General features: G+C 58.6%; 14 protein-coding genes. All 14 read right to left on the bottom strand.

Translation table 11 applies throughout. The features are described from left to right. Positions 1-2: 2 nt before the first annotated feature. Positions 3-1,196: a sensor histidine kinase gene (locus tag ACWIKB_RS11855; RefSeq protein ID WP_475267370.1), complete on the bottom strand. Its 1,194-nt coding sequence runs from the start codon at positions 1,194-1,196 to the stop codon at positions 3-5. A 128-nt stretch (positions 1,197-1,324) separates the two neighbouring features. Beyond that, complete coding sequence (locus tag ACWIKB_RS11850) at positions 1,325-2,800, bottom strand: sigma-54 dependent transcriptional regulator (RefSeq protein ID WP_475266956.1); 1,476 nt, start codon at positions 2,798-2,800, stop codon at positions 1,325-1,327. Between the two features lie 169 nt (positions 2,801-2,969). Further along, positions 2,970-3,266, bottom strand: coding sequence for a flagellar protein FliT (locus ACWIKB_RS11845; RefSeq protein ID WP_475266955.1), 297 nt, complete (start codon positions 3,264-3,266; stop codon positions 2,970-2,972). A 10-nt stretch (positions 3,267-3,276) separates the two neighbouring features. Next, positions 3,277-3,672 carry a flagellar export chaperone FliS gene (gene fliS, locus ACWIKB_RS11840; protein WP_054049312.1) on the bottom strand — a complete coding sequence of 132 codons (396 nt, stop codon included), beginning with the start codon at positions 3,670-3,672 and terminating at the stop codon, positions 3,277-3,279. A gap of 131 nt (positions 3,673-3,803) precedes the next feature. Further along, positions 3,804-5,225, bottom strand: coding sequence for a flagellar filament capping protein FliD (fliD, locus tag ACWIKB_RS11835; protein WP_475266954.1), 1,422 nt, complete (start codon positions 5,223-5,225; stop codon positions 3,804-3,806). Positions 5,226-5,307: 82 nt separating this feature from the next. Then, positions 5,308-5,688, bottom strand: a complete 381-nt coding sequence (locus tag ACWIKB_RS11830; protein WP_475266953.1) for a flagellar protein FlaG — start codon at positions 5,686-5,688, stop codon at positions 5,308-5,310. Positions 5,689-5,768: 80 nt separating this feature from the next. Continuing rightward, entirely contained in the window at positions 5,769-6,632 is an 864-nt protein-coding gene (locus ACWIKB_RS11825; protein ID WP_123409194.1) for a flagellin domain-containing protein, read from the bottom strand. 244 nt (positions 6,633-6,876) lie between these two features. After that, entirely contained in the window at positions 6,877-7,143 is a 267-nt protein-coding gene (locus tag ACWIKB_RS11820; protein WP_475266952.1) for a hypothetical protein, read from the bottom strand. Further along, positions 7,140-8,432, bottom strand: a complete 1,293-nt coding sequence (locus ACWIKB_RS11815; RefSeq protein WP_475266951.1) for a motility associated factor glycosyltransferase family protein — start codon at positions 8,430-8,432, stop codon at positions 7,140-7,142. Before ACWIKB_RS11815 ends, ACWIKB_RS11820 begins: the two co-directional genes overlap by 4 nt. 206 nt (positions 8,433-8,638) lie before the next feature. After that, positions 8,639-9,565, bottom strand: a complete 927-nt coding sequence (locus ACWIKB_RS11810; RefSeq protein ID WP_475266950.1) for a ketoacyl-ACP synthase III — start codon at positions 9,563-9,565, stop codon at positions 8,639-8,641. A gap of 229 nt (positions 9,566-9,794) precedes the next feature. After that, complete coding sequence (pseI, locus tag ACWIKB_RS11805) at positions 9,795-10,847, bottom strand: pseudaminic acid synthase (protein ID WP_475266949.1); 1,053 nt, start codon at positions 10,845-10,847, stop codon at positions 9,795-9,797. Beyond that, a complete protein-coding gene (gene pseG / locus ACWIKB_RS11800; RefSeq protein ID WP_475266948.1) occupies positions 10,840-12,345 on the bottom strand; it encodes a UDP-2,4-diacetamido-2,4,6-trideoxy-beta-L-altropyranose hydrolase in 1,506 nt (501 codons plus the stop codon). The genes pseI and pseG overlap by 8 nt, the downstream gene beginning before the upstream one ends. Then, complete coding sequence (pseF, locus tag ACWIKB_RS11795) at positions 12,342-13,043, bottom strand: pseudaminic acid cytidylyltransferase (RefSeq protein WP_475266946.1); 702 nt, start codon at positions 13,041-13,043, stop codon at positions 12,342-12,344. Before pseF ends, pseG begins: the two co-directional genes overlap by 4 nt. Next, positions 13,040-13,660, bottom strand: coding sequence for a pseudaminic acid biosynthesis-associated methylase (locus tag ACWIKB_RS11790; protein ID WP_475266944.1), 621 nt, complete (start codon positions 13,658-13,660; stop codon positions 13,040-13,042). Before ACWIKB_RS11790 ends, pseF begins: the two co-directional genes overlap by 4 nt. Positions 13,661-13,752: the final 92 nt, after the last annotated feature.

Genomic DNA, 13,752 nt, shown 5'->3' with positions numbered 1-13,752 from the left:
CTTCACTCCGCATCCAATGCGCTGGAAAACAACGGCAGGGACACTAGCGCACAGGTGCCGCGACCGAGCCGTGAGCGCAACAGCAATTCTCCCTGATGGGCGCGTGCCACCGCCTTGACCACGGTCAGGCCCAGCCCGGTTCCAGTGGTCTTGGTGGTAAAAAATGGCTCGCCCAGGCGCGCCAGCACCGTGTCATCGATCCCGCTACCGCTATCGCTTACACACAGGCGCAGGTTGTTGCCACGGGTATAAAGGTGAACCTTCAGGCGTACTGCACCGTTACTGGCCTGAATTGCATTCTCGATCAAATTCAGAATCGCCCCGACCAGGGTGTCGCGGTTGCACAGCAGCTCCCCGGCATGACTGTCGCATTGCCAGCGGATTGGCAGTTCCTGAACATGGGTCAGCGCCGCCGCCTGCAGCGACTGCATCAGTTCTTTGGGGGTGACGCGATTGGTCAACGGCAGTTCGCCACGGGCGAATACCAGCATGTCGCGCACTTGGTGTTCCAGCTCATGCAGGCGTTCTTTCAAGCGGCCGGCAAATCGTTGCTGGGTGGCGACCGGCAACTCTTGCTCAGTCAAATGACTGGCGTACAGCAGAGCAGCGGAAAGTGGTGTGCGAATCTGATGCGCCAGCGAGGCCACCATGCGCCCCAGGGACGACAAGCGTTCATGGCGCGCCAGTTGACCTTGCAGTTGACGGGTTTCAGTCAGGTCATTGAGCAACACCAACTGACCAGGCTCGGCATCCAGCGAACGGGTGGCGATCGACAGGCGCCGACCGTCCTTGAGGGAGATTTCATGACCGTCGTCTTCACGGGGCGCGAAGCAGCGGGCAATCACCTGGCGCCACAGCTCGCCTTCGAGCGGCAAGCCGAGCAGCTCGCAGGCCGCCGGGTTAGCCTCACGCACCATGCCGTGGGCGTCGATAACAATGACGCCGCCGGGTAACAGATCAAGGAGGTTTTGCAGCCGGTTGGCCAGGCGTTCTTTTTCCGCCAGCTCCTGCATGCGCTGAGCACTGACCACCGCCAGCTCGCCCTTGAGCTCGGTGACCCGGGCTTCGAGCATGCTGTAAGAGTCAGTCAATTGGCTCGACATCTGGTTGAACAGGGCAAACGCCTGCTCGAGGCCGAGTCGGCTTGCCTGCTCTACGGACGACGGTTGCCCCGGAGCGTCAAGGGCAGAAGACATCTGGGCGGCTTGGGGCATCGTGCTCTCTCGCTTGGCTGACCGTCAGTGAAACGGAACGTTGCGAGGGATGTAGCAATACCCGTGCCGAAAAAAAACCGCTTAAAAATTAATGGCTTGAAAAACAGGCGTCAATCATCCGCCTGTTCATCACCATCACGACGACTCATACCGTACTTGCGCATCTTCTCCACCAGGGTGGTGCGGCGAATACGCAGGCGTTCGGCGGCGCGCGCCACGATGCCATTGGCATCATCCAGCGCCTGCTGAATCAACCCTTGCTCCAGACCACCGAGATAGTCCTTCAGGTCCAGGCCTTCAGGCGGCAGCAGTGCATTGGCGCTGAAGTCCGGGGTATGCCCGTTGATGGCCACCCGCTCTTCCAGATCGCTGCGCAGGCTGTCGACCAGTTGTTCGTCTTCGTCATCGACGTAGCGGAATTTCTTCGGCAACTCGACCACGCCGATCACCCCGTACGGGTGCATGATCGCCATGCGCTCCACCAGGTTGGCCAGCTCACGAACGTTGCCCGGCCAGCCGTGACGGCACAGGGACATGATCGCTGCCGAATTGAAACGGATCGAACCACGCTTCTCGTGCTCCATGCGCGAGATCAACTCGTTCATCAGCAGCGGGATGTCTTCGACACGCTCGCGCAACGGCGCCATCTCGATCGGGAACACGTTCAGGCGATAGTAGAGGTCTTCGCGGAAGGTGCCGATCTCGATCATGCTTTCGAGATTCTTGTGGGTCGCCGCGATGATGCGTACATCGACGCTCTGGGTCTTGTTGCTGCCCACGCGTTCGAAGGTGCGCTCTTGCAGGACACGCAGCAGCTTGACCTGCATCGGCAACGGCATATCGCCGATTTCGTCGAGGAACAGCGTACCGCCATTGGCCAGTTCGAAACGCCCGGCGCGGCTGGTGATCGCACCGGTGAAGGCGCCCTTCTCGTGGCCGAACAGTTCGCTCTCCAGCAACTCGGCCGGGATCGCCCCGCAGTTGACTGGAACGAACGGCGCGTCACGCCGCTTGGAGTGATAGTGCAGGTTACGCGCGACCACTTCCTTGCCGGTGCCGGACTCGCCGAGGATCAGCACGCTGGCATCGGTGTCGGCCACTTGCTGCATCATCTGACGCACGTGCTGAATCGCCCGACTGGTGCCGACGAGGCTGCGGAACAGATTGGGTTCACGGTGACGACCGCGCTCGCGGGCCTGGTCGTACATCTCGCGATAGACCTGGGCACGGTGCAGGGAGTCGAGCAGCTTGCTGTAACTAGGCGGCATTTCGAGGGTCGAAAGCACCCGGCGACGCTGGTCGTCCGGCAGGTCAACGGAAGAATTATCGCCCATTAGCAAAACCGGAAGGAACTCATCCCAGGTTGAGAGTGTCTTTAACAGGCCCAAAAGCGCACCAGGAGCACTGACCGTCCCGATAAGTACGCAAATGACTTCACGACTTGATGACAACGAGCCGACCGCCTGCTGCCAGTCATGGCTGCCGCAGGGTAAATTTTCTTCACCGAGAAAATTTAAAATCACCGCCAAATCGCGGCGACGGACGCTATCGTCATCAATCAGCAGAATTTTGGTTTCACGCCACATGCAATAGCAACTTCCCTAGTCAACTCAATGCCCGAAATGAGGGGGCAAGCTAGACGCTTGCAGACACGTTATGCCTGTAGACGCCTGAAATCTGGAACCAGCCACTAGTTAAGTCAAAAAACCGTGCACAGTCAAATTTATGGCGCACTATGTTTGGATTAACCGCGGATTAACCAAACAGATGGTAAACCTTTGCGGCATTCTGTGCTTGGTGGATCTGAGACATCTCATCGACTATCGCCTGCCTTTCCCCTATCGCCACCTCAAGAAGCTCCTTGTAGACCCCCAGCAGCTCCTCAAGATTGGCGCGCAATGCCACCTCGTCCAATGAAGCTTCACTCAAGACATCTTCCATGCAGGAACGGCAATCCAGGTCCAATTGACCGATAGCCTCCCAGTTGCGCTCGGCCAGTGCACCGACCAGCGCTTCGCGGGTTTGTTCGATTCGCTGCAATACAAGACTCATGATGATCTCCTTAAAACTGCGGACCAGGCGCGGCGATGGCATCCCAGCCTTCTTTTACCGTGCGCAGCAGACCAGCGACTTCATCGAGAATCCGCGGATCGCTCTTGATGTTCGCCTCGGCGAGGCGCTTCATCATGTAAGCGTAGAGACGGTCGAGCTCACCGACGGTATCGGCGGCTTTTTCCAGATCCAGGCCTTCACGCAAGCCACCAATGATGCCGATGGCCTTGCTGATCGACGTTCCTTTACCAGGAATGTCCTTGCGCTCCATCGCGCCTTTGGCCTGAGCAATGCGATCCAGGCCGCCTTCCATCAGCATTTGCACCAGACGGTGCGGACTGGCTTCGGACGTCTGGGCTTGCGCCCCAACCTTCTGATATTGCCGAAGGGCTAACATCGGATTCATGTTCTACCTCATTGCCACTCAATGACTCGTATGACCAGTGTATCGTCTGCGAGCCTGAAAACTTTAGATCAGAAGACAAAAACCCGGCGCACGCCTGAAAGCGAAGCCGGGTTTTTGTCGTCAGCCCATGACTACTTGGCGGACTGCTGAGCGTTCAACGACGCAAAGAAACCAGTGATGTTGCTGGCGGTGGCCTTCATCTGGCCGACCAACAGGTCCATTGCGTTGTACTTGGCAGTCAGGGACGCCGTAAGGTTGGTCACGCGCAGGTCCAGTGCCGTCTGCTGAGTGCTCAGGTCCTTCTGGACCTTGCTCAGGCTGGTGTTGCGCTGATCGAGAATGCCGCCGGTCTGGGAGTACGGTGTGATCGCCGCCGACATGCGCGCCAGCAGGCCATTTTTTGCGTCAGTGCCGGTGAACAGGTTCTGTACCGAACTGCTCATCCCCGGGGTTGCCATCGCCTTGGCGTACTTGGTCGCATCAATGGTCAACGTACCGGTCTTCTGATCGGTCTGGATACCCAACTGCGACAGCACCGACAATTGACCGCCCGCCCCCGGAGCAACCAGCTCATTGCGCACGGCAGTGATCAGGTTACGTGGCAGGGAGTCACCGGTCATGGCCGCGCCGATGGTCGGATTGCCCTCATCATCCAGGCTAGGCTTGGTGAGCGTGGTCAGAGTGTTGATCACGGTGTTGTAGGCATCGACGAACGACTGCAACGACGTCTTCAGGCCATCTGTGTTGGTGCCGACGCTGACCGTAACCGGTGTGGCATTGGCCGCTACCAGGGTCATGTTGAGACCACCGACCGCCTGGCTGATCGTGTTGCTTTTGCTGGTGACGGTCAAACCATCGATCGTGACCTTGGCATCCGTGGCCAAACCACCGATGTTGCCGGAAGCACCGGCAGCTGGAGTGTTCCCCAGGCTGTTGGTGCCATCGATTTCCAGGCCGGCAATACCGCTGACGCTCAGGTCAGAGCCTGCGCCCGTCACCGTAGAACCAATCACCAATCGTGAACCATTGGCATCGGTCACGATGTTGGCGCTGATGCCTTTGCTTTGCAGCGTGGTGTTGATCGCGTCACGAGTGGTCTGCAGGGTGGCGCCTGCAGCAATGGTCACCGGGTAATCAATACCATTTTGACTGATTTTCAACGTACCAGTCGGAATGGCACTGGTGGCTCCGCCGGCAAATGCCGCACTGGCCACTTTCGAGCCGGTTGCCAGGTTGTTTACTACAACGCTATAGCTACCGTTTACCGCCGTGTTATCCGAGGTGACAGTCAATGTCGTTGGTGCGCTCGACGTCGCGGTAAAACCGGAAAACGCAGGCGCGTCTTTTTTGCCCAGGTTGGTCATTGCGGTCTGGAACGCTGCCAGAGCCGACTTCAACGAACCGGTTGCAGAAATCTTGGCCGTGTTGATAGTCGTCTGATTGGTGATCAGCGTCTGTTTGGCCGATTTGTCGGAGTTGACCAGCGCGGTCACGATCGCACCGATGTCGAGACCGGACCCTAGACCCGAACCCGGTAGAATTGGACTTGCCATGTGCATCTCCCTATCTATGTGTCGCCGGTCTTTTGACCACTATGCGCGGTCAATGATCGTACAAACACGTTTCATGCCAGTGTCAGGCTTTGGCATCGAACAAAACATTACTGGCGTTGTGCAGGCTTTCAGCCAGTTTCATCGCTTCGGCCGACGGAATCTGTCGAATCACTTCACCGGATTCGCTGGCAATCACCTTGACGATGACTTTGCCGGACGTTTCGTCGATAGAAAATTCGAGGTTACGCTTGACCGACTGAACAAACTTTTCGATCTCCTGAACGGCCATTTTCAACTTATCCGAGTTGTCCGAAGTGTCCGAGTTGTCTGAATTCGAGCTTTTTGCAGTTGCCGCGACAGCCTGGGGAACTTCGGTGCGAGGCGCATCCGCCGGCTTATCGGTAGTGCTGACCGCCGGTTTCGGGGCCGGGTAAGACAAGTTCAGCTTCACGCTCATGTCCATGACCATCACCTCTTAACCTTTTAAACGGAAAAAGCGAGAGAGCACGCAAGCGCACTCCCCCGCCAAAACTCAATCCGATATTACTGAAGCAGTTTCAGTACAGCGGATGGCAGCTGGTTAGCCTGGGCCAGAACAGCGGTGGAAGCTTGTTGCAGAGTTTGCTGTTTGGTCAGGTTAGCGGTTTCTGCGGCGAAGTCGGTATCTTGTACGCGACCTTGAGCAGCAGTAACGTTTTCAGTGATGTTTTGCAGGTTGGAGATGGTGCTGGTCAGACGGTTTTGCGAAGCACCCAGGTTTGCACGGGTTGCACCGATGGCAGCGATTGCAGCGTCGATTGCGGTGATCGCGTTATCGATGTTGGTTGCAGCGGAGCCAGCACCCGAAACAGCGGTAGTACCGGTCAGAGCTACAGTACCGCTACCTACCGACAGGCTGACGGCGTCGAACTTGGAGCTCAGGGTCAGGTCGATGTGGTTGGCGGTACCAGTGTTGGAACCAACCTGCAGGGTCATGGTGCCAGCCGAACCGTCCAGCAGTTGCTTGCCGTTCAGGTTGGTCGAAGCCGCGATACGAGTCAGTTCGTCAGACATCTGAGCGAATTCAGCGTTGGTTGCGGTCTGGTCAGCAGTGCCGTTGGTGCCGTTACGTGCTTGTACAGCCAGTTCACGCATACGTTGCAGAATGTTGGTGGATTCTTGCAGAGCGCCTTCAGCGGTCTGAGCCATCGAGATACCGTCGTTGGCGTTTTTAACCGCAACGTTCTGACCGCGAATCTGCGAGGACATACGGTTGGAGATCTGCAGGCCGGCAGCGTCGTCTTTAGCGCTGTTGATTTTCAGGCCGGAAGAAAGACGAGACATCGAAGTCGACAGAGCGTCGGAAGCGCGGTTCAGGTTTTTCTGAACGTTCAACGACGTGGTGTTGGTGTTTACTGTTAAAGCCATGACGAATTCCTCGTTGGTTGGGTACTGCGGCTTCCGGCCCTGGCAACCGCCGGGTATGGCCTAGAGAACCTTCGTAATAGTTATCGTCGGGAATGCAGGTTGCTTGAGGGCTTTTTAAAAAAATATTGCCATCACACTGCCACCCCCTAGAAAACAAAGGCTTAGCGGCCCCCTGCCACCCGAAAAATGACGCCATAAAACCGTCCGACACCCAAACATCCCAACCAGAGCCGTCGCCTGCCTTTCAGACCTGAACGTTTTCCAGCAAATCCACCGCTTCATATTCCATAAAGTCGGCGAGCCCCAACCAATCCTGGCGTTCCTGGCAGGCCAGCATTTGCGTGAGCACCTGCGCCCACTTCAGTTGCACATCTTGAGGCGCGGTCAATAACAAGCGCTGCGCCTCATCGAATACATCGACCATGGTCAATGCCGCCTCGACATCCCGGCCCAGACGAAACAACCCCGCACATTGCCGGCATTCATTGATGCATTGCGAAAGCTCACTCATTGCACGAATTCCCGATTGAACTGTGTGCCGGCGATCATGGCGCCCGCCCGGCTGCTGTTAAAGAAACTCACCTCGGGGTGACCGGCGATGTATCGCTCCAGCTCACACAGGTAGCTGCGGAAATTCAACTGCGTCCTGACCCGCTCGCCATGCCCGTCGCGCACCCAGTGCCGGGCCAGGTTCACCCCAGGCCCCAGATCACCGTCACCCCAGCCGGCATGGGTCTTGTTCATCGGGAAGGCAAAGTCGGCGCCAAACAAGGTAATGCGCTCGGCGCCCATCTTCACGGCCAGATCCACCGCCGGATGAATCACGCTGCCGCCCACGTACAGTTGCGCCCGGACGTGCTGGCGACGCAGCGTGGCGTAGATCGGGCTGGCCGAGTAGCCGCCATAGCGCTTGCCCTTCCAGGCCTTCAACACTTGGGGGTCGCTCATGGGCAAGTACACCAGCGGGATGCCGTCGGAATCCTCGAAGGGCAAGTGCCGGAAGCTGATGCGCTGGTCGATGCTCACCACCAGGTCAGGCTTGATCCCGTGTTCTCGCAGCGGTCGATAGGCGGTGTCGACACAAATGAACAGTGGCCGCTGCGCCTGTTCGCGAATCGCCGCCAATTGCTTGAAATGGCTTTCAAGGCTCGGCCCGGTGGCGATCACATAGATTTCCTGGCCCGCGCATGTGCCGAACAGCCGCGCAACGTCATCATCGGCGAGCAGCAGCTCTAGGCTGTCCTGCAAACGCTGGAGAATCATCGGGGACTGCGGATCGAACTCGCGGTTGTTGAAACTCAGGTGCACTTCGCTGACCAGTCGATCACGAATCTTCGCGTTGAAGTCGTCTGCCAGCACCATCTCGCAAGGCAGCGCAAAAAACGGTGTGTAGATATCCGCTTGATCACCGGCATACAACAGCTCTACCCGCGGGTCATCGAGCCATTGCCGCTGATCGAGCAACTGCAGCACCAGCGCAAACAGCGCGCCATTGAGAATATGCACATACAAGCGCTCTAGCTCGTCGCGCTCCAGCAGGACGGTCGGCAAGTCGCCCAGACCGGTGCCGTAAACATGCAACTGCGGCTTGTCCGTCGGCAGGCTGGCCGCCTGAACACGGGCTTCGCGGACACGATCATGACGACTGGTGAGTTGTATGCCGCCGATACTCAGCGTCGAGCCCAGCCCTTCGCACAGTTCAGCCTGGACCGAAGTACTGTCTTCCAGCATCAACCGCGTATGCAGCGCCGGCCAGCGCCGCTCAATCACCCGAGCATTGTCGTCAAAGCTTTCGCTCATGCTGCCTCGCTTTTTTCACAGGCAAAAAAAATAGCGTTCAAGGTTAACCCTTGAACGCTATTTTTGTATCGGCTCTTCTGATCTTAAAGACCACTGTGCAACCCTGTAGCTGCCGCACGCTGCGATCTTTTGATATTGATCTTTTCAAGGTTGCCGAAAAGCAGGATCAAAAGATCGCAGCTTCGGCAGCTCCTACGAGAGCGGGGTCAAGGACGATAGATGATCGCCGAGCCCCACGACAGCCCTACACCAAAACCGCTCAGCGCCACGCGCTTCCAGTCCGAGTCCAGGACGTGTTTTTCCAGCAACAACGGAATGCTCGACGACACGGTGTTACCGGTCTCGACCATGTCCTTGATGAATTTCTCCGGCTCGCCTTCGAAACGGCGGGCCACGGCATCGACAATCGCCGCACTGCCCTGGTGGATGCAGAAGGCATCGATATCATCGGCTTTCAGGCCAGACTCATCGAGCAACTCATGCAAGTGCGCCGGGACTTTAAGCAGCGCAAAGTTGAAGACCTGACGACCGTTCATATAGAACACCCCATCGGAAACCTTCAAATGCGGCGCGCCAGAACCGTCGGTGCCGAACTTGGCCTTGCCCAGTTGCCACGGCGCGCCCTCGCCCATCCAGGTCGCGGTGGCGGCATCGCCGAACAACATGGTGGTGTTGCGGTCTTCCGGATCGACGATCTTGGAGTACGGATCGGCGGTAATTAGCAGACCGTTTTTCAGGCCAGTGGCTTCCATGAAGCCCTTGATCGCGTAGATGCCATAGACATAACCCGAGCAGCCCAGGGAAATATCAAACGCGGCCACGTTGGTCGACAGGCCCAGTTTGTCCTGAACGATGGCGGCGGTATGTGGCAGGCCTTCTTCGTCACCGTTCTGGGTGACGACGATCAGCACGTCGACGGCTTCACGTTTCAAATCGGGGTTGTTGGCGAACAGCGCATTGGCCGCTTCGACACACAGGTCCGAGGTTTCTTGCTCAGCGTCTTTGCGCGGCAGGAAGGCCGAACCGATCTTGCCCAGGATGAACTCTTCATCCTTCTCGAATTTTGCACCTTGTGCGTAATTGTCCACGCCGGCTACAGGAACGTAGCTCGCAATGCTTTTTATGCCAATCATTACGGCTTCCCAATAATAAACAGCCCAATACCACCGCTCGCAATGATTCGAGGGGCGCCGACATTCAGAGATTTTCAGCCGCCCGACACGGGCGACAGCGGGAAGCGTCAAGGGCTATCACTGGACCCGATAACGGGCCAGGCGCCATCTCCCCGGTCAATACAATACAGTGAAGATGCGCGTTATGACTCACAGGTCACGCTATTTTGCCGAATCAACCCGCCAAGGGTTATTCGACCAATGACCAGTCCAGCGCTGTGCCACGCTTGATTGCCTGGCGAGCGCGGCGGCCCAGAAGGCTTTCAGCGTGTTTGGGCGCCAGCCCCAGGCCCGGGCGGATGGCCCGCAGATTGGCGGCGGTGAAGGCTTCGCCGGCAGCCATGTCCTGGGTGACGTACAGCGAGCGGCGGTACACCAGCGATTTGCGCTCGGCCTCGGTCACGCCGTAACGCACCTGCCCCATGGCCTGCCAGGCGCGCTCGGTTTCGATCACCAGGCTGGCCAGTTCGGCCGGCTCCAGCGAGAAACTGGCGTCCACCCCGCCGGCGGCACGGTCGAGGGTGAAGTGTTTTTCCACCACCGTCGCCCCAAGCGCCACCGCCGCGACAGAAACGCCGACGCCCATGGAGTGATCCGACAACCCGACTTCGCAACCAAACAATTCGCGCAGATGTGGAATCGTTCGCACATTGCTGTTGGCCGGCGTCGCCGGGTAGGTGCTGGTGCATTTGAGCAGCACCAGGTCCTTGCAACCGGCCTCACGGGCGGCACGCACGGTTTCGTCGAGCTCGGCGATGCTGGCCATGCCGGTGGAGATGATCAGCGGTTTGCCGGTGGCGGCGACCCGGCGGATCAGCGGCAAGTCAGTGTTTTCGAAACTGGCAATCTTGTAGGCCGGCACGTCGAGGCTTTCGAGGAAGTCCACGGCGGTGTCGTCGAACGGCGTCGAGAAGGCGAGCATGCCCAGCTCTTTGGCGCGGGCGAAAATCGGCGCGTGCCATTCCCACGGCGTATGGGCCTTCTCGTACAACGCGTACAACGAAGTGCCGGCCCACAGGCTGTTGGGGTCCTTGATGAAGAACTCGCCTTCATCAAGGTCCAGGGTCATGGTCTCGGCAGTGTAGGTTTGCAGCTTCAAGGCGTGGGCACCGGCCTTCGCGGCAGCCTCGACGATTTGCAGCGCCACCTCCAGGGACTGGTTATGGTTGCCGCTCATCTCGGCAATGATAAACGGCGGGGCCTCGGCGCCGATCAAGCGCTCGCCAATCTTGAAGCTAGTCATCGCGGTGATCCTTTAAAGCGCGGGTAAACGCACAAGCATGCTGGGTGAAACCTGCTTCGCGAAAAAGACTCAGCGACGGCTGGTTGGCGGGCAATACTTGAGCAGTGATGGTTTGCAACTGCGGCCAACGGGCCTTCACGAATGCTTCGCCGCGAGCCAGCAGCGCCCTGCCCCAGCCCAGCCCAAAGCGGCCTTCGAAGAGATAAATCGAAACTTCTGCGCTAACGCCGTGAAGGTCGTAACGCAGCGCACCGACCGGGCCGTCATCCGCTTCGGCAATCAACAGCAACCGCTGCGGATTGTCCAGGCTTGCGGCCAACCAAGCCTGATGCGTAGGCCAATCGATGACGCGGCTGTCCAGCGACCAGTGCCGCACAGCGTCGGCATTGCGGCCCTCGAACAACAATCGCGCATCGTCCAGGGTCGCCTCGCGCACCGGCAACACCGCACCCACCAGCGCGGCCGCCACCCGTTGCGCACCACGGCCATCGACCAACTGCCGGGAACGTTCGGCCATGCTCTGGCGCAAACCCTGATTGCCCGCGACAAAACCGATGGCCTGACGCAACTGTTCGACGCTGACCTGCTCACGTGCCCCAAGAAACACATGAGCACCGGCAGTCGCCATGACCTCGCCGTTGGCCTGCTGGTTATTCGACACGGCAATACAGATCGTCGGCAGCCCCATGGCCGCCCGTTCCCAACTGGTGCCGCCACCGGCACCGATAAACAGGTCGGCCTCGGTCATCAATCGATAAAACTCACTGACAAAACTGTGCAGGCGCCAATTCGGACGATCAGTCGCCAGCGCTTGCATCTCGTCCCAGGCCGGATTGTCGGCACCGGCGACGAAGTTGACGTCCAGCTCATGAAAATCCGCCAGCGCCAGCATCGCGTGATGGGTTTGTCTCGCCGCATCAAAGCCGCCGAAATTGACCAGCACGCGCTTTGCCTGAGGCTTGATGTCTATCGCCGGGCAGCAGAATTCTTCGCGCAGCATAGCGAAGCGAGGCCCGAACAAGGTTCGGCAATCGGGGGCAATCAGTCCTGCATAAGCTTCTGGCGTACCCGACAAATTCTGATTGAGCAGCAGATCGACGTCATAAGTGCGTGTCGCCAGATCGTCCACCGCCGCGATCCGTGGCGCCCAGCGGCGGGCCGCGGTCTGCCAGTGATGATCGAGGCCATAATGGTCGACGATGATCCAGTCGAAGAGCGTGTGGTTTTCCAGCGCCAGGCCCAACGCGGCAATGTCCGCCTGCCACGGCAGCATGGATTCGATGGCCTGTTGCGGGTCCTCGTCGGGGTAGCGATCGGGCAAACGCAACGTTTCAAAACCTTCGGCTGCCAGACTGTCCAGTCGATGACCCGGCAACTCGCGACAGGCAAAAGCCACGTGCACGCCTTGCTTGCGCAAGGTCCTGGCCAAGGGCAGCAAACGGGCGATATGGCCGCTGCCAATAGTCGGTGACGCGTCGGAACGAATCAGCACCCTCATTGCAATTCACCGCCAGCCTTCAGCGCCGCGTAGAGGTACTCGGCGCGTTTCCAGTCCTCAACGGTGTCGATGTCTTGCACCAGGTATCTGGGCAGGAACACCGGCAGGCTCTGCGGCGAATACAACACCTCGCCACGCAGCCAGGCACTGCTGCGCCCCCAATAGAACTGCCCGGCATCCTGATAAGCCGGAGTTAGGTCCTGGGAGCGCGTGTCGCGAAACTGCGGGTACAACGCGGTCAAGGCGCCTTCTTCATCAAGAGTTAGAGCACGCTGCACCGCAAAACCGAAGTCGCAGACCGAGAACGCGAAGGATTTGTCCGGGTGCTGCTCCAGCAATTCCAGGCCCTGTTGCAGAAACCGGATTTGCAGCAGCGGCGCCGTGGCGTAGATGCAACAGGCGAAATCAAATTCCTGCTCCTGCGTCGCTTGCAGCGCATGGACAATGACGGGCGCCGTGCCGGTGAAATCATCCGCCAGTGCCGCCGGGCGCATAAACGGTACTTGCGCACCGCAAGCCCGGGCAAGGTCAGCGATTTCTTCGTCGTCGGTGCTGACTACCACCTGGGCGAACAAGCCCGAATCGAGGGCGGTTTGAATCGAACGGGCAATCATCGGCACGCCGTCGAACGGCTTGAGGTTCTTGCGCGGTATGCGTTTGCTGCCACCGCGGGCCGGGATGATTGCGACGTTATTCAAGGGCGCTTTTCCAGAAGAAACCAGGTGATGTCATCCACCGGGAATTGCGGATCGCGGTGGTAACCGAAGCCGTAATCCACCAGTTGCAAGTCATCATAACGATCGAGCATCTCACCGGCAAAATCACGCTTGAACAACTTGCCGCTGTTGCCACGATACGAGACCTCGACCGGCGCCGGGTTGTAGTACTCGGCGATCAGGATGTAACGCTGGCTCAATTCATACAGCTGCGCATAGGCTGCCGACAGCAACTCCGGCGCCAGATGAATCAGCACGCCTTTGCTCAGGGTCAGGTCAAAGCTGCGCTCGCGGGGGAAATCGAACAGCGAGCCTTGCCAGATCTGTGCGATCCCCAATGCCTGTGCCTGAGCACAGGCGCTGGCATTGATCTCCACACCGAACAGCTCGCACTGTGGCAAGAGCTGATGCAACGCCTGCAAATTGTTGCCGGCGTTGGTGCCCAACTCCACCAGGCTTTCAATCCGCCCGGCCCGGGTCAACGCCTTGGCAAACAACGCCAGGTTGGCGGCCACCAGCGGTTGCCCGACGTTACGATCAACGTACTGATTACCGAAGTCGCCCTGCCAGAATTTTTCCTGCTCACTCAGTTCACGCATTGCACACTCTCATTTAAAGCACTGAACCCTGTGGGAGCGGGCTTGCTCGCGAAAGCGGTGTATCAGCGACATTAATGTTGGCTGACAGGACG

The sequence above is a fragment of the Pseudomonas sp. 5Vm1k genome, assembly GCF_056161485.1.
The sequence above is the reverse complement of the archived record's forward strand: the minus strand, read 5'-3'. Positions and strand labels throughout refer to the sequence as shown.

What these genes read in the sequence shown, in the direction of transcription:
- ACWIKB_RS11855 (WP_475267370.1), bottom strand. Translation starts at nt 1,196, where the DNA reads ATGTCTTCTGCCCTTGACGCTCCGGGGCAACCGTCGTCCGTAGAGCAG.
- ACWIKB_RS11850 (WP_475266956.1), bottom strand. Translation starts at nt 2,800, where the DNA reads ATGTGGCGTGAAACCAAAATTCTGCTGATTGATGACGATAGCGTCCGT.
- ACWIKB_RS11845 (WP_475266955.1), bottom strand. Translation starts at nt 3,266, where the DNA reads ATGAGTCTTGTATTGCAGCGAATCGAACAAACCCGCGAAGCGCTGGTC.
- fliS (WP_054049312.1), bottom strand. Translation starts at nt 3,672, where the DNA reads ATGAATCCGATGTTAGCCCTTCGGCAATATCAGAAGGTTGGGGCGCAA.
- fliD (WP_475266954.1), bottom strand. Translation starts at nt 5,225, where the DNA reads ATGGCAAGTCCAATTCTACCGGGTTCGGGTCTAGGGTCCGGTCTCGAC.
- ACWIKB_RS11830 (WP_475266953.1), bottom strand. Translation starts at nt 5,688, where the DNA reads ATGGACATGAGCGTGAAGCTGAACTTGTCTTACCCGGCCCCGAAACCG.
- ACWIKB_RS11825 (WP_123409194.1), bottom strand. Translation starts at nt 6,632, where the DNA reads ATGGCTTTAACAGTAAACACCAACACCACGTCGTTGAACGTTCAGAAA.
- ACWIKB_RS11820 (WP_475266952.1), bottom strand. Translation starts at nt 7,143, where the DNA reads ATGAGTGAGCTTTCGCAATGCATCAATGAATGCCGGCAATGTGCGGGG.
- ACWIKB_RS11815 (WP_475266951.1), bottom strand. Translation starts at nt 8,432, where the DNA reads ATGAGCGAAAGCTTTGACGACAATGCTCGGGTGATTGAGCGGCGCTGG.
- ACWIKB_RS11810 (WP_475266950.1), bottom strand. Translation starts at nt 9,565, where the DNA reads ATGATTGGCATAAAAAGCATTGCGAGCTACGTTCCTGTAGCCGGCGTG.
- pseI (WP_475266949.1), bottom strand. Translation starts at nt 10,847, where the DNA reads ATGACTAGCTTCAAGATTGGCGAGCGCTTGATCGGCGCCGAGGCCCCG.
- pseG (WP_475266948.1), bottom strand. Translation starts at nt 12,345, where the DNA reads ATGAGGGTGCTGATTCGTTCCGACGCGTCACCGACTATTGGCAGCGGC.
- ACWIKB_RS11790 (WP_475266944.1), bottom strand. Translation starts at nt 13,660, where the DNA reads ATGCGTGAACTGAGTGAGCAGGAAAAATTCTGGCAGGGCGACTTCGGT.